The organism is Dyella sp. (genome assembly GCF_035277725.1).
GTDB lineage: Bacteria > Pseudomonadota > Gammaproteobacteria > Xanthomonadales > Rhodanobacteraceae > Dyella_B.
The window spans coordinates 32573-52086 of the sequence record NZ_DATEJY010000222.1; the positions used below are offsets into that span (position 1 = coordinate 32573).

Sequence of the window (19514 nt, forward strand, 5' to 3'; positions counted from 1 at the left end):
AACCCCAGCGTCGCAACACGATCGCAAGATTACGATGTTGGAGTTCGCATGCGCCCACTCCAATCTACACGGTCGGATTCGGCTTTCTGCGTAAATGATTCATCACCTAATTGCGCGTGATAAAACGCCAGCGCGGGTTCGTGCCGGCCAAACGTCATGGTGGTCTGCACGCGCGCTTCATAGCCGCGCTGCATGTCTTCCGCCACGGCCAGGTCTTCCTCTACCACCGTGCGAATCAGCAGCTCCATATTGCGACGCCAATGCTCGCGTGCCGAATCCGTTCGCGCGGGCTCGGGCGTATACAGCGAAGCCTCGGCAACGCACTCGCCCGGCGCGCCGTTCTTGTTCGGAAAAACACGCCATATCTCCAGGTGATCGCCTTGCCAGTTGACCAGCGTGTTTGGAAACAGCACGTAAAGCACGACACTGTGTTTCAGCAGGTCCCATTCCGATTCGGGCTGTGCGCGTAATTGAAGTACCGAACGGCGCGGATAAACCACACGCACATGCGGCCCGAAACGATCGGCGAGGCCAACGCCGGAAAGAAAAATGGGCGCAATGCTCTGTCGATGCAGCACGTTGAAATGCCAGCTTTCCAGAAAGCCGTCGATCACCAGTTTCCAATTCGTGCGCGCGTGCAGCACCTTGGTTTCGAAGTGGGAAAAGCCGGAGAAACCGTATGCTGCCAGCTCCGCGTCCAAATCGGCGAACAATCGCGTTTCGTCGATGTGCGCGCCAGCCTTCGGCAACACCCAGACCAGGCCATGCCGCTCGACCACCGGCAGGCGCACCAACCCATAGCCATACCGATGCAGGCCGGCGAAACCATCACGCGGCACGAGATTGCGCAGGTGTCCTCCCAGGTCATAACACCATCCATGAAACGGACATACAAAGGCTCGCGCATCGCGCCCACAGCCACTCGCCAAGCGCGCGCCGCGATGGCGGCACAGGTTGGCAAAGGCATGCAGCCGACCTTCGCCATCGCGCGTCAGCAGCAGAGGAACAAAGCCGAGATCATCCGTCACGTAGTCGCCTGGTGCGGCCACATGACTGCCATGGGTGACCAGTAACGGATAACGGGAAAACAAGTATTCGCGTTCCCACGCCAAACGCGCAGCGCTGATATACGCCTCAGTCGATTGCTGCCAGCACGCATCATTCAACTGTGTGCCGCCGCTATCGATCAACTCGAACAACCGATGCAACAGGGCCATTTGCGTACGGCGTTCCATGCGTTTCTCCGCGTCAACGGAAAACCATCGCCACAAAGAAAATGCGGCAGCGTCGCCATGACGCTGCCGCTGCGTGGCGGTCGCACAGAAACTAAGAACAGGTGCGTAATGTCACCGTCAAAACACAAGAAAGAAGTGCTTAGGCACTCCGTGCCACTTACAAACTATGACGCCGTACCACCCACCGTCATGCTCTCCACGCGCAACGTCGGCTGGCCCACACCCACCGGCACGCTCTGTCCATCCTTGCCGCATACGCCGATGCCTTCATCCAGGGCGAGATCGTTGCCGATCATCGACACGCGCGTGAGCACATCCGGGCCGCTGCCGATCAAGGTGGCGCCTTTCACCGGCGTGGTGACCTTGCCGTCTTCGATCAGGTAAGCCTCGCTGGCGGAGAACACGAACTTGCCGTTGGTGATGTCCACCTGGCCACCGCCGAAGTTCACCGCATACAGGCCCTTCTTCACCGAACGGATGATTTCCTGCGGATCGTGCTGGCCGGCCAGCATGTAGGTGTTGGTCATGCGCGGCATCGGCAGTTGCGCGAAGGATTCGCGGCGGCCGTTGCCGGTTGGCGCCATGCCCATCAGGCGTGCGTTGAGCTTGTCCTGCATGTATCCCTTGAGAATGCCGTCCTCGATCAGGGTGGTGCAGGAGGTAGGCGTGCCTTCGTCGTCCACACTCAGCGAGCCGCGGCGGCCCGGCAAGGTGCCGTCATCCACCACGGTGACGCCCGGCGCGGCAACGCGCTGGCCAATGCGCCCGGCAAAGGCGGAACTGCCCTTGCGGTTGAAGTCGCCTTCCAGGCCATGGCCAATCGCTTCGTGCAACAACACGCCGGGCCAGCCGGGGCCCAGCACCACGGTCATGGTGCCGGCGGGCGCGTCGACTGCGTCCAGGTTGACCAAGGCCTGGCGCACGGCTTCTTCCGCAAAGGCGTGCGCGCGGCCATTTTCAAGCAACTCACGATAGCCATAGCGACCGCCACCGCCCGCATAGCCTTGTTCGCGGCGGCCGTTCTGCTCGGCGATCACCTGCACGGACAAGCGCACCAGCGGGCGTACGTCGGCGGCCAGGGTGCCGTCGGAACCGGCGATCAGCACGGTATCGAGCGTGGCGTTGATGCTGACGATCACCTGCTTGACGCGCGGGTCGCGCGAGCGCGCGTAGGCATCCACTTCGCGCAGCACGGCGATCTTCTCGGGATTGGGCAGGCTCTCCACCGGATCGATCGCCGGATAAAGCGACTTCACGCCATTCACCGCCAACGGCCTGCCCGCGCCATGGCCCCCCTGCGCGATCGCCCGCGCGGCCTTGGATGCTTCCAGCAGCTGCGGCAGCACGATCTCGTCGGAATACGCAAAACCGGTCTTCTCGCCGCTGATGGCGCGCACGCCCACGCCCTGTTCGATGGAGTGGCTGCCGTCCTTGACGATGCCCTCTTCCAGCACCCAGGACTCGCTGCGCGAATGCTGGAAGTAAAGATCGGCGGCGTCGATGGACGGCCCCATCAGCTGGGTGAACACGCGCTCAAGGTCGCCGGTGGCCAGCCCGCCGGGGGTAAGCAAGCGATTTTCGGCCTGGGCGATAAGGGAGTTCATGGATGTGGGCCTGTTTGAATGAAGCGGTTTGGTCAATCTGGGGTTAGACCGGCCAGTTTAAAACCCATGCGGCATGCGGTCGACGATGCCGCTACGATAAAACCAACGATGGCCACCCACCGCACGTGAAGGAACACCATGACCGAGACCTCCAAGCCGGAACTGCTGGACAAGCTCATCGACCGAACGCTGAAGACACCGGTCGAGGAAACCCGCGAACTGCTGCGCAGCGACGGCGAGCTGAAACCCGGCCAGGGCACGGTCAGCAGCGTGATCGCCCTTTCGCTCGGCATCCTGTGCCTGCTCGCCGTGCTGGCCTTCCACTTTCCGCAGTACCTGACCACACCGGATCTGCGCCACAAATATTCAGTCGATGTGTTGCGCCAGTTGTTGCTGGTAGGTCTGCTGGTCGCCGGCGGTTTGTCCTTGGCCAATGTGATCCTGGGACGGCGGCGCGAGATCAGCATCGTCGCGTTCGCGTGCGTGGTGCTTGCCACCGCATTGGGTGGATCGCGCGTGCCGGTGGGCACCTTTCCCGATCACACGCCGTATATCGGGCTGGACTGGTTCATTCTGGACCTGCTTGGATCAACACTGATTTTCGTGGTGATCGAAAAACTCTTTCCGTTGTACAAGGGCCAAGCGGTCTTCCGGAAAGAATGGCAGACGGATCTGAAGCATTTCGCCGTCAATCACTTCATTGTCGGCCTGGCGCTGCTGACAGTGAACTTTCTGCTGCACCATTTGTTCGGCGGACTGCTCAACAGCACGTTCCAGCACTACGTGCAGCACATTTCCTTCTTGCCGCAGTTGCTGCTGTGCATTCTCGTCGCCGACCTGGCGCAGTACTGGACGCACCGCGCCTACCACGAGGTGCCATTCCTGTGGCGCTTCCATGCCGTGCATCACAGCGTGAAAACCATGGACTGGCTGGCCGGTTCGCGCCAACACATGCTTGAATTGATCGCCACGCGCGTCTGCGTACTCGCTCCGTTGTATGTGCTCGGCTTCAGCGAAGCAGTGATGAATGCCTACATCATCGTGGTCGGCTTCCAGGCGGTGTTCAATCACGCCAACGTGCATGTGCCGTGGGGACCGCTCAAGTACCTCTTGGTGACGCCGAATTTCCATCACTGGCATCACGCGTCCGACGACGAAGCGATCGATCGCAACTACGCCGCCCACTATGCGTTTCTCGATTACCTGTTCGGCACCGCCGTCGCGTCCAGCAAGAAATTTCCCGAGAAGTATGGCGTGGTTGGCGATTACATGCCCGACGGTTTCGTTCGGCAGCAGTTGTTTCCCTTCCGCGGCAGCACGAAGCCGGTGGAGCCGAACAGCGCCGCCTAATGCGCGGCGCTTGAAGCGGATGCCGGTGGCGCAGACGACGAACTGCTCGCCGGCGCATCCGGTGTTGAAGATCCTACCGAGGTAAACACCGGCTTATCCCAGCTGCCGGTGATGTGATAGCGCTTGATGGCGACGTGGTTGAGCCCCTTGCCCAGCACGCTCTGCACGGCAAAACCCGCCGCCGCGCCGATCGGCCCGCCGACTACCGCGCCCACCACCGGCAGGCTGTTGCCGATGTGCGGAATCACCACCATCTGCTGGTCGTAATCCTTGTTGCGCAAGCCGGTGCGTCCTTTGACGGTGATCTCCGCCGCGGAGCCGTGGATCTTAAGATTGTCGGTATACGCGCTGCCATCGCTCAGCTTGAAATCGCCTTTGATCAGGTCGAAGCCGAAGCCTTTGCCGAACACGTCGTTGAAATCGAACGACAGACGGCGCGGCAACTCCGCGATCGATGCCAAGCCGAACAGGCGGCCGACACCGGGCGATGCTTTCGGGATGCTGCCGTTGGTAACGTCCACGGCAAGCGTGCCATCCATATTGCCCAGCTCGAACGCCCACGGGCCGCCGGGCCACGTAGCGTTGAGCACGTCGTGCGTTTTGCCGCCGTCGAAGATGCCGGCGAAACCGAACGCGGTGAGCATCTCGCCCAGGTTGTTGGCACTGAAATCCACTTGCAGATGCGTGCTGCTCTTGGTCGGCGTGCCGTTCCAGTCGCCGCTGCCGCTGACCTGCACGTGGTGCGATTGCGTGGAAAGCTGATCGATATGCATGCCATCGGGCGTCGGCCAGGTTTCCAAACGTGCTTCGCCGAGCTTGGCGTCATCCAGCCGCAGATCGTTCACCCAGAAATGCAGCGGCGGCATGCTGTGCGGATCGATGCCGGTATTGGCCGGATCGGTCGCCGGCGGCGGTGCTTCACCCGGCTTTTTGGCCAGCGTCGGTTGCTTGGGCCAGTACATGCGTTGCAGGCGCGCGGTGATGCCGCGCTTGTTGAGATCCACCGTCGGCACGCTGAAGTGGCCGGCGGCCGCGGCGCTGTCCACGTCCAGTTCCAAGGTGTCAGCCTTCGGTGCCGCCGTCACATGCATGTGCGCAAAATCGCGGCCGAACACTTCGGCATGTTCCGTGTTGACATCGATGGTTTCCAGGCTCATGCCATTACCGCTGGCACCGCCGGCGATCGATTGCTTCACCCAGCCGGTAACATCCAGTTCCGGTGCATCGCCACGAATACGCATGCCTTTGGCCGGCAGGGTATCGGCATCCGGCATTTGATCGCCGAACACAAACGTGGCGGCCAGGGGCGATGCTTCGCCATTCGATAGTCGCAGCCGGCCTCGCGCTACCGATCCCAGCGCCAACTGCATGGGGGCGCCGGCTGTCGGCACACCCAACGTGACATGCAAAGGCAGCTCGCCATCCGCCGGTTTGCTCAGCGGCACCGGGAAATTGAGCGCCACGCCGGACAGCGGCGAATCGATGCTGAGCGTCTGGACGTCCGAAACACCATCGTCACCATGCGCAATCTGGTAGCCGATATTGAATTGGCTGCGCCCATCGGCGATGTCGCCCAGCCACTTCAACTGCGGATAATCCTGCAGCAATTCCTGCACGGTGTAGCTGCCGTTGATCTTCGCAGCCAGCACCACATTGGGGTTGGCGGTCGCACTGGCGATCGCCAGATCCACCTGCGTCGGCTCGCCATGGAAACCACCAGCGAGCGGTCCGGCATGGAAGCCATGCGCATCGAACGTGGCCGGGCCATTGAGCTTGTCGAGCTGCAATTTCCAATCCGGCGCACTGAGATCGACGTCCTTGAACTGCGCCGTGCCATCGAGCAGAAAGTTGTGCATCTCGTGCGTCGGCAGCGACAGATGGAAATCGAAGTTGCCGGTGCCGCCCAGCTGCAGTTTGGCCAACACGTCGGCGTGCTTGTTGGCGATCGGGCTGTTGCCGACGAAGTTGAGCAAGTCCGATGCATTGCCCTCGCCGCTGACATTGAGATCGAGCACGGTATGGCCCAGCTCGGGAATCACCCCCACCGCACGCGTGACCTTGACGCCCATCGCTTCACCGGTCGCCTCCACCAGCATGCCGGCGTCGATGAAGTTGGCCGTGGCTTGTACGTGATCCGCCACGGGCCAGCTCTTGCCGTAGGCCAGCGTGAGATCGCTGATATCGGCGCGCGCCTCGAACCGGCCTTCGTTGTGATGGAACGGCCAGTTCGCCAGACTGCCGCGCACCACGACGGCCGCATCGTCGATACGGCCGGACACGAACGCCTGGTCCAGCCATCCTATCGCGTGCGGGTTCAAGGAATCGATGGGCCAGAACTGCTTGGCCGCTGTGATATCCGCGTGCGTGAGCGCCAGATACACATCAAGGAACGGACGCCCGCCGTCGGCAGGCAAAGCGATTTCACCCTGCGCATTGCCGCCAAAACCCTGGCCTTCGAAGTCCAGCTTCGCGATGCCGATGTGCGTGGCATCGTCATCGCGCCATGCGGCCATGATGCCGCCCAGCTGGCTCATGACGAAGGGCCCGCGGAACGTGTGCGGATCGTTGATGGTGGCGGTTTGCGTGGGCAATTCCAGCGAAACGGATTCGGCATCGCCGCGCACTTCGCCTTGCAGATGATCCAGGCCAGGCAGTTTGTCGACGGCGGTGATGCCGAGATTGTCGAACGCGGCGTCCAAGGTATTCAGCCCGGCCGCCGCGTTCCAGTGAAATACCGCGCGCTCGATCTGCCCGTGCGGCGCGCCTGCACCCAGCCATTGCGCCAGGCCTGGCGACAGACCCGGCTTCAAACCCAGCCAAGGCATCAGCGGCGCCAGCTGCAATTTACTGGCGACGGCGCGGATATCGGATTGCGGTGTGCCGAAGTGGTCCACGTCCACTTTCATGGCGCCGCCGTCGTGGTCGGCCCAACGCACGGTGTAGCCGCCCTCGTGACGGCCAAGTTCGGCCAAGCCGTTCAACTGCGCGACATTGACTTTGATGCCGGCGGGATTGGTAACGGCGAGATCGCGCAGGTTGAGCTGGAACAGCTCGCGCACGATCTGGTTCTCATGCCAATCCATCCACACGGCTATATCGCCATGGCCGCTATGAATGGCGTAGCCGCCCATGTCGAAGCCAGCCACCATGCCATGCAGATCGGCGTTCTGTGCCGCCATCCAGAACTTGCCGCTGGCGCCATCGTCGCGAAACCAGCCGGCCGCGCGCAGCACCCCGGTGGCGCCGATGCGGTGGATGCGCCCACCCACGCGTATGTGGCTGCCCTGATGCGTGAGGCGAAGCTGTTCGGCCAGCAACGTGTAACGCTCGTTGATGAGCTGATCGTCGATATTGATGCGCAGATTGTCTAGCCACAGTTCGACGGATAGACGTCCAAACGAAATGTGCTGCCGTTGCGCACCGCCAGCCGTGCCAAGTCCATTGATTTGCCAGCGGCCGTTGGCATCGCGCGTGATATCCAGCTCCAGATTGCTGGCTTGCAGATTCAACAGATGCCGCGACGGCAGCAACCAGCCGCCGAAATCCAGCTTCAGGTCCATCTCCGGCACCTGCAACGGCGTACCGCCCGCCTCACCAGGGCCGAAGCTGACGTTGCGCATGATGAAGCGCGGCCCGGACGGCTCCCAGCGGCCATCCATCGACGCGAACGCCACCGGCCGTTGCAGCTTCTCGCTCAACTCCTGCGCCACCCACTGCGGGTGTTTCGCCAGCAGCGGCAGTAGCACTTGTGCCAGCGCGGCGGCGAGTGCGAGCGCAATCACCGCCACGCCAACCGTCCAGCCAAGCGCACGTGTCACACGATGTGTCTTAACTTGCGACCGCATGCCTACCAAACGCCCGGGGCGGCTTCAAAGAAGTACAACATCGAACTGTTCCTGCGAATAATGCTCCTCTGCCTGGAAGCGTATGCTTTTGGAGATGAATTCTTCCAGCTCGGCCACGGCAGCAGACTCTTCCTCAAGAATGCGGCCGACCACTTTGGAACTGGCCATCACCAGCAGTTTCTGCGCATTGAATTGGCGCACGGCGCGGGTGATCTCGCGGAAAATTTCGTAAGTGACCGTTTCGGCGGTTTTCACCGTGCCGCGCCCCATGCATGCGGGACATGGCTCGCACAGCTGGCGTTCCAGGCTTTCGGTAGTGCGCTTGCGCGTCATCTCCACCAGGCCGAGCGGCGACATCGGGTAGACCGTGGTCTTGGCGTGATCGCGCGCGAGGCCTTTCTCCAGCATGCGGATGACCTGACGCTTGTGTTCCTCATCGGTCATGTCGATGAAATCGATGATGATGATGCCGCCGAGATTGCGCAGCCGCAGCTGGCGCGCAGCCGCCTGGGCGGCTTCGAGGTTGGTTCGATAAACGGTTTCTTCCAGATTCCGTGTACCGAGATAACCGCCGGTGTTGACGTCGATGGTGGTCATCGCCTCGGTCTGGTCGACGATCAGATAACCGCCCGATTTCAGCGGCACTTCCTTGCGCAGCGCGCGCTGGATTTCGTCTTCCACACCGTACAGGTCGAAGATCGGGCGTTCGCCGGCGTAATGTTCGATGCGATCGTCCAGGCTCGGCATGAACTTGTGCACGAACTTGGCAACCTTCTCGTAGGTTTCGCGCGAATCCACGCGCACCTTTTCGATGTCGTCGTTGAGCAGATCGCGCAACGCACGCAGCGGCAGCGAAAGTTCTTCGTAGACACGTTCGCCCACCTTGGCCTTCGCAATATTTTCCTGCACGACGCGCCAGACCTTGCCGAGGTAGATGACGTCGAACGCGAGCGATTCGGCGGATTGCCCTTCGGCGTTGGTGCGCACGATGTAGCCGAGCGGGTTTTCGCCGATCAACGGCGTCAGCACGTCTTTCAGCCGCTGCCGCTCGTTGTCGTCCTCGATGCGGGTGGAAATGCCCAGCGTGCGCGCATGCGGCAGCAGCACCAGGTAGCGCGAGGGAATCGACAGATGCGTGGACAACCGCGCACCCTTGGTGCCGATCGGATCCTTCACCACCTGCACCACGATTTCCTGCCCTTCGTGCACCAGCTCGCTGATCGACGGCATATGGCCGTTGCCATTGCCGGTGCTCACTTCCGCCCCTTCCGGCAGCGGCGGACGCACGATATCGGAGGCGTGCAGAAAAGCCGCCCGTTCCAGGCCGATGTCCACGAACACCGCCTGCATGCCCGGCATCACCCGCTGCACCCGTCCCTTGTAGACATTGCCGACGTACCCGCGCCGGGACGCCCGCTCGACATGCAGCTCCTGCAGCATGCCGTTTTCCACCACGCCGACTCGCGTCTCGCGCGGGGTCATGTTGATCAGGATTTCTTCGCTCACCGGTTTCCCCAAGCTATCCAGCCATTTATAGCCTTTAGCTGAGAGAACTGTCGATGCGCAGTGCACGTCTCCTGCTGTACTGCCGAGTTCGGTAAAGTGACTGCCATGCGCCAGCCCCAAGCCATCACGGTTTCTTCTGACAGCCCGATCCTTCCCGACGTTCTGCGCCCCGGCCTGCGGCTGGTGTTCTGCGGCACCGCGGCCGGCAAGCGGTCGGCCCAGGAGGGCGCCTATTACGCCCATCCGGGCAATATGTTCTGGCGCGCGTTGTTCCAGGCGGGACTCACGCCACGGCTCCTGCTGCCGCAGGAGTTTTCCTCGCTGCCCGAGTTCGGCATTGGCCTGACCGACCTGGCCAAGCGCCATGTGGGCAATGACGATGAATTGCCCAAGGAGGCGTTCGACGTTCCGGCGCTGCTTGCGAAGATCGAACGCTATGCGCCAGCGTTATTGGCCTTCACCAGCAAGCATGGTGCGCGTGCGGCGCTCGGCAACAACCATGTCACCTACGGGCTGCAGGATCGTGCATTCGGTTCGACGCAAGTGTTCGTGCTGCCCTCGCCATCCGGGCAAGCACGTGGACATTGGGATCTCGCGCATTGGATTACGCTGGCCACCCATGTAGCAAACCGTAGGTTGGGTTAGCGCAGCGTAACCCGACAGCTTTCACGCAAAACCGTTGGGTTACGCTGCGCCAACCCAACCTGCGACGGCTGCGCAAATCGCAAATAGATGCGGGAACGTGCATTGCCTTCGGCCTATGGTTGCCGTCAGAAAAATTGTCTAGGCTACTATTTTCCCGGCACCCTCCTAAAGTCAGTTGATGCAAACGGACGTCCGTTCGCAAGGCTGATGGAAAGCATCGGTTATGTGGATCGTCAAAATCGCGCTCGAGCGTCCGCTCACCTTCATCGTTCTGGCGCTGTTGCTGCTGATCCTCGGGCCGTTGGCGATCCTGCGCACGCCGGTGGATATCTTTCCCAATATCGATATCCCGGTGGTTTCCGTGGTGTGGCGCTACACCGGACTGCCCGCCGAGGACATGAACAACCGCATCGTCTCTGGCTACGAGCGTGCGCTGACCACCACGGTCAATGACATCGAGCACACCGAGACGCAATCGCTCAACGGCATCGGCCTGGTGAAGGTGTATTTCCAGCCGAACGTGAAGATCGACATGGCGGTGGCGCAGGTCACCGCGATTTCGCAGACGGTATTGGGCGGCTTGCCACAGGGCACCAATCCGCCGCTGATCCTGGTGTATAACGCCTCCACCGTGCCGATCCTGCAATTCGCACTGTCGTCGAAGGAGCTGTCGGAAGCCGCGATCTTCGACAATGCCAACCAGACGGTGCGCACCTTCATCACCTCGGTGCGCGGCGCGGCCACGCCCTACCCCTATGGCGGCAAGCAGCGGCAGGTGCAGGTGGATATCAATCCGCAGGCATTGCTCGCGCATGGCCTCTCGCCGAGCGACGTGGTCGCGGCCATCGGCGCGCAGAACCTGATCCTGCCTGCGGGCACGGAAAAGATCGGCGCGACCGAGTACAGCGTGAAATTGAACGGCAGTCCGCTGCAGGTCGACGAGTTGAACAATGCGCCGATCCGCACCGTCAACGGCGTCACCACGTATATTCGCGACGTGGCGTATGTGCACGATGGCTCGCCGCCTCAGACCAACGTGGTGCGCGTGAATGGGCAGCGCGCGGTGCTGATGTCGATCCTGAAAATCGGCGATGCTTCCACGCTGGATATCGTGGACAGCCTGCAACATTCGCTGCCGGCGATCCGCGCGGCGATTCCGCCCAACCTGGAGATCCATTCGCTTTCCGATCAGTCGCTGTTCGTGCGCGCGGCGATCGCCGGCGTGATTCGCGAAGGCGTGATCGCGGCGGGTCTGACCGGCTTGATGATTCTCTTGTTCCTGGGCTCGTGGCGTTCGACGCTGATCATTGCGATCTCGATTCCGCTGTCCATCCTGGCGTCGATCATCGCGCTGTCGGCACTGGGCCAGACCATCAACATCATGACGCTGGGTGGCCTGGCGCTGGCGGTGGGTATTCTCGTCGACGATGCCACCGTGACGATCGAGAACATCAACTCGCATCTGGAAGAAGGCAAGGAGGTCTACGACGCGATCATGGAAGGCGCGCATCAGATCGCGGTACCGGCATTCGTGTCGACCTTGTCGATCTGCATCGTGTTCGTGCCGATCTTTTTCCTGGGCGGCGTGGCCAAGTATCTGTTCGCACCACTGGCCGAAGCGGTGGTGTTCGCCATGTTGGCCTCGTACGTGTTGTCGCGAACGTTGGTGCCGACGCTTTCGCTGTACTGGCTGAAGAAGCACAACCACAACAAGCAGGCAAGCGGTCCCATGGGCCGCTTCCAGCTTGCGTTCGAACGTCACTTCGAGCGCTTGCGCGATGGTTATCGCGGCGCGCTGGAAACCACCGAGCGCCATCGCGGGTTGTTTGCGATCCTGTTCTTTGCCAGCTGTGCCCTGTCAGTCGGTTTGCTGGTGCCGTGGCTGGGACGCGATTTCTTTCCTTATGTCGACGGCGGCCAGATCAAACTGCATTTCCGCGCACCGGTCGGCTTGCGCATCGAGGAAACGGCGCGGCTTGCCGATGGCATCGAGGGCGTGATTCGCGACACGATCCCGAAGCAGGAGCTGGCCAGCATTGTCGATACGCTGGGCATTCCCTACAGCGGCATCAATCTTTCCTATAGCAATACCGGCGTGGTGGGCACCTCGGACGGCGATGTGTTCGTGACGCTCAATGAAGACCACCATCCCACCATCGACTACGTGCGCAGCCTGCGGCGACAACTCGCGCAGAAATATCCGGGCGTGATCTTCTCGTTCCTGCCAGCAGACATTGTTGGGCAGATTTTGAACTTCGGCGCGCCCGCGCCTATCGACGTGCAGGTGTCCAGCCATGACGCGAACGCATCGGCCCAGGTCGCCAAGGAACTCTACGGCGATCTGTTGAAGATCCCCGGACTGGTCGACTTGCGCATCCAGCAGGCACTCAATCTGCCGCAGATCAACGTGGACGTGGATCGCACGCGCGCGAGCCTGGTTGGCCTCACGACGCAGGACGTGGCAAGCAACTTGCTGACCGCGCTGGCCGGCTCTTCGCAGGTCAATCCCACGTTCTGGGTAGATCCGAAAACCGGCATCAGCTACAGCATTGCCACACAGACACCGCAATACCGCATGGATAGCTTGCAAGCGTTGAAGAACCTGCCGATCCACAGTGCTTCCGGCAATAGTGCGGCAAGCGGCAGTTCTTCCGGTTCGACCATCAGCCAAACACTGCAAAACCTGGCTGATTTCTCGCGCAGCGAAGGGCCGGCCATCGTCACGCACTACAGCACGCGGCCCACCATGGATCTGTACGCCTCGGTCGATCGCACCGACCTGGGTACGGTAGCGGGCGACGTGCAGCGCGTCATCGACGAGCACTCCAAACATTTGCCGCGCGACGTAAACATCAACCTGCGCGGCCAAACGCAGACCATGCAGTCTTCCTACCGGGGATTGCTGGGCGGACTGCTGTTTGCGATCGTGCTGGTGTATCTGTTGATCGTGGTGAATTTCCAGAGCTGGCTGGATCCGCTGATCATCATTGCAGGCTTGCCGGCTGCCTTGGCCGGCCTGGTGTGGATGTTGTTTCTTACCGGCACCACGCTATCGGTGCCGGCCTTGATGGGCGCGATCATGTGCATGGGCGTGGCCACTGCCAACTCGATCCTGGTGATCAGCTTTGCGCGCGAACGGCTGGCGCATCACGGCGACCCGGTGCAAGCGGCCGTCGAAGCCGGCTTTCAGCGTTTCCGCCCGGTGTTGATGACGGCATTGGCGATGATCATCGGCATGGTGCCGATGGCGCTGGGCATGGGCGAAGGCGGCGAGCAGAACGCGCCGCTGGGCCGCGCCGTGATCGGCGGCCTGGTGCTGGCCACGGCCGCCACTCTGTTTTTTGTACCGACCTTTTTCAGTCTGCTGCATCGACGCCGCAAGGCGCGTCTCGATGCGGCTGCAGCGTGAGAGCCGATCATGTCTTCTGTCCATGCTCCACACCCCGCCAAGCCTTCGCGCGGCGCACGGCTCGTTCTGATCGGGCTTGGCGTCGTGCTGGTGGTGCTGGCTGTCTTCGGCATCGTCAAGCGCGTGCAGGCGCGTCATGAATTGACGGCTGACACGGACCGCAACGCCGTCGCTACCGTCGCCACGACCACGCCCAAGGCATCGCCGAAAGATCAGAGCCTGAGCTTGCCTGGTACGGTTGCCTCGTGGCAGGACGCACAGGTGTATGCGCGCACGACCGGCTACGTGGCCAAGTGGTATGTCGACATCGGTGCAAAGGTGAAAAAAGGCCAGCGCCTGGCTGACCTGGACACGCCGGACGTCGACAACCAGTTGCTGCAAGGCAAGGCTCAGATGCGTACCGACCAGGCCACCATGGCCTTCGCCAAAGTCACGGCTGACCGCTACGCGAAACTGGCGACGCAAGGATTGATCGCGCAGCAAACGGCCGATCAGTATCTGGCGCAATACAAGGCGGATGCCGCGACCGTGCAGGCGGATGAAGCCAATGTGGCTCGCTTGCAGAACCTGGAAGACTTCAAGCACATCGAAGCGCCGTACGACGGCGTCGTGACGCAGCGCAATCTCAATCTCGGCGCGTTGGTGGATGCCGGCGCCAGCGGCAGCAATCTGTTCGTGATTGCCGACACCAGCACGCTGCGCGTGTTCGTGGATGTGCCGGAAACCTATGCGGCCAGCGTGCACGTCGGCATGCCCGCCGATGTGAGCCTGAACACCTACGGCGCCAAGCCGATCACCGGTACCGTGGCACGCACGGCTGATGCGCTTGATCCGAACACGCGCACGCTGCGCACGGAAATCGATGTCAGCAATACGGAGCAGCAATTGCTGCCGGGCGTCTATGCCAACGTGAGGCTGCAAGTATCCACTGCGACGCGCAACTACATCGTCCCCGCCAACGTATTGTTGTTCCGTGCCGAAGGCTTGCGTGTTGCGCTGGTGGACGGACAACAACGCGTGCATCTGCAACCGGTGACGTTGGGGCGTGATTTTGGCAGCACGGTGGAGATCACCGAAGGATTGAATGACGACGATCGCATCGTGCTGAGTCCGTCGGATTCCTTGGCTGAAGGCCAGCAGGTGAACGTTGTCGAGCCTAACAAGGCGCAGCAGCAACGGATGCCCTGAGAAACTCAGTCGATCGGCGTGTGCCGATAGGTTGCCACGTCACGTTCCTGCACCGCCGCAGCATGGTTCGACCAGGCGTGCCGGATATACGTCACCACCGCCGCGACATCCGCGTCGCTTAGTTGCTGCGCATACGGCGGCATGGAGTACGGCCGTGGATTGCCTTTCGTCACGGCGGAGAATCCGCCCAGCAATACGACGCGCGTGGCGTTGATGCCGATGGGATCCACCACGGTGGCATTGCCATCCAGCGCCGGATAGATGCCTGGCACGCCCGCACCATCCTTGCCATGGCAATTCGCACAGCGCTCGACATAGACGGCATTGCCGCGATCCATCAACGACTGGCTATCGAAGCTTGCACGCATCGGTGCCGGCGTGGCACGCGGCGGTAGCGAAAGCAGGTAATCGGCGATGGCTTGCAGATCCTCGTCGCGCAGGTATTGCGTGCTGCTGGCCACCACGTCCGCCATCGGCCCTACTGCCGCGCTTTTCGATGATTGCCCGGTCTTCAGCACGTCGACGATGTCTTGCCGGCTCCAACCTTGCAGACCGCCGTTGGCCTGTGTGCTCAGATCCGGCGCATACCAGCCTTGCTCCGGAATCAGTCCGCCCGACAGGGCTGCATGGCTTTCCGAACCGCCCCATTGATCGCGCATGGCATGGCATTCGTTGCAGTGCCCAAGCCCCTGCACCAGATAGGCACCACGGTTCCACAACGCAGATTGCGTGGCATTGGGCTGGTACATGCCCGCCTTGAAATACATCGCACGCCACGCCGTAAGCGTGCTGCGCAGGTTGTAGGGAAAGCGCAATCCCAGCGTTGCATCCGGCTGATGCACGGGCGGCAGCGAACGCAGGTACGCGAAGATCGCGATGGCATCGTTGCGCGTGACCTTGGTGAACGAGGTGTACGAAAACGCTGGATAGAGTGGTTCACCCTGGCGTCCGATGCCGTCGTGCAGCGCTCGCCAGAAATCATTGAAACTCCAGTTGCCGATGCCTGTTTCCGCATCCGGCGTGATATTGGGCGCAGGGATATTGCCGAACGGCGTCGGCAGCATGCGGCCACCCGCATAGGCGTGGCCATCGCGCGTGGTGTGGCAGGAAGCGCAATCGCCAGCCGTGGCCAAGTAGCGGCCTTTGGCAATCACGCCGGGATCCTTGAGCATGTTCGCGATAGCAAGGTCTTCCGGAGCAGCAGATTGCTGCCGATGCCGCTGCGACAGCCACCATCCGCCGGCCAGCACGATCACCAGCAGCACGATGGGAATCCACAGCCAACGCAGCCGCGTCATGCGCCCTCTCCTTGCGGTTGCAGCACGCCACAGCGCAAGGGCGGCGTGATCGAACCTGCGGGCTGCGGGTGCGTATCGGCTGGCGTTTCCTGGCTTGCCAACCATGCCGATACGGCGGTGATGTCGGCCGGTGCGAGGCGATTGGCAATCTGCGCCATGCAATCCGGGGCGGCGGATGCACGCGTACCCGTTCGCCATGAACCCAGTTGCGAGCTGATGTAGTCGTACGGCAGGCCGACCAGACCGGGCACCGAAGGCTCGGTCCCCGTCAGTTGTTTTCCGTGGCATGCCTGGCAAGGCGGTATCTGGCGGCCCGGATCGCCGGCGGTGACCAGCTGCTGGCCACGCTGCAACATCGATGGCGCGAGTGCGGGAACCGGTTTACGTTCGTATGGCACCTGCTGCGCAGCGAAATACGCAGCGATCTCGTGCATGTATTCCGGCGTGAGCAGGCGCACGGTGTATTCCATCGGCGCGTATTTGCGTAGCCCGCGCTGGAAGTTCTGCATTTGCAAGGCAAGGTAGCCGGCCGGTTTGCCGGCCAGGCGCGGAAAGAAACCGCTACCGGGCGAGCCTTCGCCATGCACGCCGTGGCAGGTCGTGCAGGCGGCAATGCGTTGCTGCAGTGTGTCCGGCACAGCGGTTTGATCGGCATGCGCAAGCACACTGCAAAGCAGCAAGGTGAGCAGGATTATCCATCGCATCGACATCGGCCGGCCCCTGGTACCCATGCCAGAAGTATAGGGGTGGCGCATGCGCCAGCCGTGACGCCTGCGGTTATGCTGCGGCATCACGCCACGCCCTATCCGGAGGTTGCTGCCATGCTTCGCCCGTCGCTGTTGTGCGCCGCACTTGCGCTTGTTGTTTTCCCCTCTTCGCCACTTTTTGCCCAGGACAGCGACGTGACCTGGCAAAGCGTGACCGAACTGCAACAACGGATGGATGCCGGCAAGCTCACCAGCAAGGCATTGGTACAGGACGACATCACGCGCATCCACGCGATTGACCAAGCTGGCCCTACGCTGCGTTCGGTGTTGGAGTTGAATCCGGATGCTGCGTCGATAGCGGCAAAGCTGGATGCGAAACGCAAATCGTCGCATGGCCCGCTGTATGGCATTCCGGTATTGCTGAAGGACAACATCGACACCGGCGACCACACGCTAACCACCGCCGGCTCACTGGCTCTGATGGGCGCGCCGGCACCGCAGGATGCTGCCTTGGTAACGCGTTTGCGCAAAGCGGGCGCCGTGATTCTGGGCAAAGCCAATTTGAGCGAATGGGCGGATTTTCGCTCCGCCCACGCCAGCAGTGGCTGGACAGGCCGTGGTGGGCAAACGCGCAATCCATATGCCTTGGATCGCAATCCCTGTGGATCGAGTTCGGGCTCCGCAGTGGCGGTAGCGGCGGGTCTGGTGCCGTTAGCAGTGGGCTCGGAAACCGACGGCTCGATCATCTGCCCGGCATCGATGAATGGCATCGTAGGTATCAAGCCGACGCTGGGCCTGGTCAGCCGCAGCGGCATCATCCCGATCAGCCACAATCAGGACACCGCCGGACCGATGGCGCGCAACGTCACGGACGCAGCGATGTTGCTGACGGCATTGGCCGGCAGCGATCCGCATGATCCTGCCACCGCAGATGCGGATAAACACGCTACCGACTACACGCGCTTCCTCGATCCCAATGGTTTGCGTGGCAAACGCATCGGCGTAGTGCGGCAACTGGCCGGCAACGAACCGAATGCCGATCGCGTGCTGGACGAAGCGATTGCGGTGATGAAGGCGCAGGGCGCGATCATTGTCGATCCGGTGACATTGCCTCATCTGACTGAACTCGGCGATCCGGAAATGACCGTGATGCTGTACGACTTCAAGCACGATCTCAATGCGTATCTCGCCGGACGCAAAGGCTTGCAAGTCAAAAACCTCGCCGACCTGATTGCGTTCGACAAACAGGAAGCCGCACGCGAAATGCCGTGGTTCGGGCAGGATCTGTTCGAGCAGGCCCAAGCGAAGGGGCCGCTCACTGACCAGGCTTATGTGGATGCGTTGAACAAGGCGAAACAGCTGTCGGGGCCGCAAGGCATCGATGCCGCGTTGCAGGCGAATCATCTGGATGCCCTGCTCTCGCCGTCATGGGGACCGGCGTATCTCACCGACCTGGTGCTGGGCGATCACATCGTCAGCGGCAATCCCACCATTGGCGGTGCGTCGCAACCGGCGGCGGTGGCGGGCTATCCGTCAATGACCGTGCCAGCGGGATGGGCGCACGGCTTGCCGGTCGGCATCGTGTTCTTCGGCACGAAGTGGAGCGAGCCAACATTGATTTCGATCGCTTACGGCTTCGAGCAACATACGCATGCCTGGCAGGCACCGAAGTTCTTGCCGACGGTGGATGCCGATGCGTATGCGCCGGTGTCAGCGCAAAGCCATTGAATAACCATGTCGCTGGCCGCAAGCCACTCGCTTCGGCCAGCTTCGGCACCTAACGTGGCAGCTCTCTTTCGACACGGAGATGTCCATGAAATGCTGGCCTGCAATGGGCGTAATGGCCTTGGCGTGCGCGACGGCTCATGCCGATGCCACTACCGCTAGTGCGGATCTTCGCGCGACCTGGATACAACCGCAGAAGCCGTTCCGCATCTACGGCAATACCTATTACGTCGGCTCGCATGGCCTTAGCGCCATTCTGATCACGTCACCCAAGGGCCACGTACTGATCGACGGCACGTTGCCGGAAAACGCGCCGATGATTGAATCGAACATTCGCGCGTTGGGTTTCCGCGTGCAGGACATCAAGCTGATTCTCAACAGCCATGCGCACGGCGACCACGCGGGTGCAATTGCTGCGCTCGCGCGCGACAGCGGTGCGCAGGTTGCCGCCAGTGCGAAGTCGGCAAACATGATGAAACGTGGCGGAGATGATGCCGAGGATCCGCAACACGGCATGGCGCCGTTCTATCCCAAAGTCAGCAAGATTCGCATCCTGGCCAACGGGGAAACGGTACACGTCGGCCCGCTGGCTTTGCACATGCATCCCATGCCGGGGCACACGCCTGGCAGTACCGGGTGGACTTGGCGTTCGTGCGAAGAAAAGCGTTGCCTGTCGATGGTCTATGCCGACAGCATTACGCTGCTCAGCACCGATGATTATCGCTACACCGATCCGGCACATCCGGAACGCGTTGCCGGCTATCGGCATATGTTGACGATGCTTGCGGCACTGCCTTGCGACATTCTGCTCACGCCGCATCCACGTGATGGTTTTTTTGAGAAGGCGGCAGGCATTGCGCCAGGCAAACCCAATCCTTTGATCGACACGCAAGCATGCAAGGCTTATGCGAACGAAGGACAGCAGAATCTCGAAGAGCGCGTAAAGAAAGAAACCGGAGCCAAGTAGGCTGGGATGAAATCCCAGCTTTCTTGCGTTCCGAT

12 protein-coding genes are annotated in these 19514 nt (G+C 61.6%); 6 read left to right on the forward strand and 6 right to left on the reverse strand.

The annotated features are described in order from the left end of the window. Positions 1 to 29: 29 nt before the first annotated feature. Both VJR68_RS18520 and tldD read right to left on the reverse strand, forming a co-directional pair. Positions 30 to 1235, reverse strand: coding sequence for an aromatic ring-hydroxylating oxygenase subunit alpha (locus VJR68_RS18520; RefSeq protein ID WP_324150087.1), 1206 nt, complete (start codon positions 1233 to 1235; stop codon positions 30 to 32). 164 nt (positions 1236 to 1399) lie between these two features. Next, the gene (gene tldD, locus VJR68_RS18525) at positions 1400 to 2839 is read right to left on the reverse strand and encodes a metalloprotease TldD (protein WP_324150088.1); all 1440 of its coding nucleotides are present in this window, start codon (positions 2837 to 2839) and stop codon (positions 1400 to 1402) included. Positions 2840 to 2977: 138 nt separating this feature from the next. Between tldD and VJR68_RS18530 the strand changes: the two genes are divergently transcribed. Then, positions 2978 to 4189, forward strand: coding sequence for a sterol desaturase family protein (locus tag VJR68_RS18530; RefSeq protein WP_324150089.1), 1212 nt, complete (start codon positions 2978 to 2980; stop codon positions 4187 to 4189). On the opposite strand, the gene VJR68_RS18535 is transcribed toward VJR68_RS18530, so the two are convergent. Both VJR68_RS18535 and rng read right to left on the reverse strand, forming a co-directional pair. Continuing rightward, positions 4186 to 8007, reverse strand: coding sequence for a YhdP family protein (locus tag VJR68_RS18535; protein ID WP_324150090.1), 3822 nt, complete (start codon positions 8005 to 8007; stop codon positions 4186 to 4188). The genes VJR68_RS18530 and VJR68_RS18535 overlap by 4 nt on opposite strands. 51 nt (positions 8008 to 8058) lie before the next feature. Continuing rightward, complete coding sequence (gene rng / locus VJR68_RS18540; RefSeq protein WP_324150092.1) at positions 8059 to 9540, reverse strand: ribonuclease G; 1482 nt, start codon at positions 9538 to 9540, stop codon at positions 8059 to 8061. A gap of 105 nt (positions 9541 to 9645) precedes the next feature. Here rng and VJR68_RS18545 point away from each other — a divergent pair, with 105 nt between their 5' ends. From VJR68_RS18545 to VJR68_RS18555, 3 genes are all read left to right on the forward strand, one after another. Continuing rightward, positions 9646 to 10185, forward strand: a complete 540-nt coding sequence (locus VJR68_RS18545; protein WP_324150094.1) for a mismatch-specific DNA-glycosylase — start codon at positions 9646 to 9648, stop codon at positions 10183 to 10185. 223 nt (positions 10186 to 10408) lie between these two features. Then, on the forward strand, positions 10409 to 13594 hold the full coding sequence (locus VJR68_RS18550; RefSeq protein ID WP_324150096.1) for an efflux RND transporter permease subunit: 3186 nt from the start codon (positions 10409 to 10411) through the stop codon (positions 13592 to 13594). A 9-nt stretch (positions 13595 to 13603) separates the two neighbouring features. Continuing rightward, positions 13604 to 14782 (forward strand): efflux RND transporter periplasmic adaptor subunit, encoded by a 1179-nt coding sequence (locus VJR68_RS18555; RefSeq protein WP_324150097.1) that lies wholly within the window; start codon positions 13604 to 13606, stop codon positions 14780 to 14782. A 5-nt stretch (positions 14783 to 14787) separates the two neighbouring features. Here the strand turns inward: VJR68_RS18555 and VJR68_RS18560 are convergent, their stop codons facing one another. Beyond that, entirely contained in the window at positions 14788 to 16080 is a 1293-nt protein-coding gene (locus VJR68_RS18560; protein ID WP_324150098.1) for a c-type cytochrome, read from the reverse strand. Next, positions 16077 to 16790: a cytochrome c4 gene (locus tag VJR68_RS18565; RefSeq protein ID WP_324150100.1), complete on the reverse strand. Its 714-nt coding sequence runs from the start codon at positions 16788 to 16790 to the stop codon at positions 16077 to 16079. The genes VJR68_RS18560 and VJR68_RS18565 overlap by 4 nt, the downstream gene beginning before the upstream one ends. 111 nt (positions 16791 to 16901) lie before the next feature. Here VJR68_RS18565 and VJR68_RS18570 point away from each other — a divergent pair, with 111 nt between their 5' ends. Both VJR68_RS18570 and bla read left to right on the forward strand, forming a co-directional pair. Continuing rightward, complete coding sequence (locus VJR68_RS18570; RefSeq protein WP_324150141.1) at positions 16902 to 18515, forward strand: amidase; 1614 nt, start codon at positions 16902 to 16904, stop codon at positions 18513 to 18515. Positions 18516 to 18600: 85 nt separating this feature from the next. Continuing rightward, positions 18601 to 19479: a subclass B3 metallo-beta-lactamase gene (gene bla, locus VJR68_RS18575; protein ID WP_324150102.1), complete on the forward strand. Its 879-nt coding sequence runs from the start codon at positions 18601 to 18603 to the stop codon at positions 19477 to 19479. The last annotated feature ends 35 nt before the right edge of the window (positions 19480 to 19514 follow it).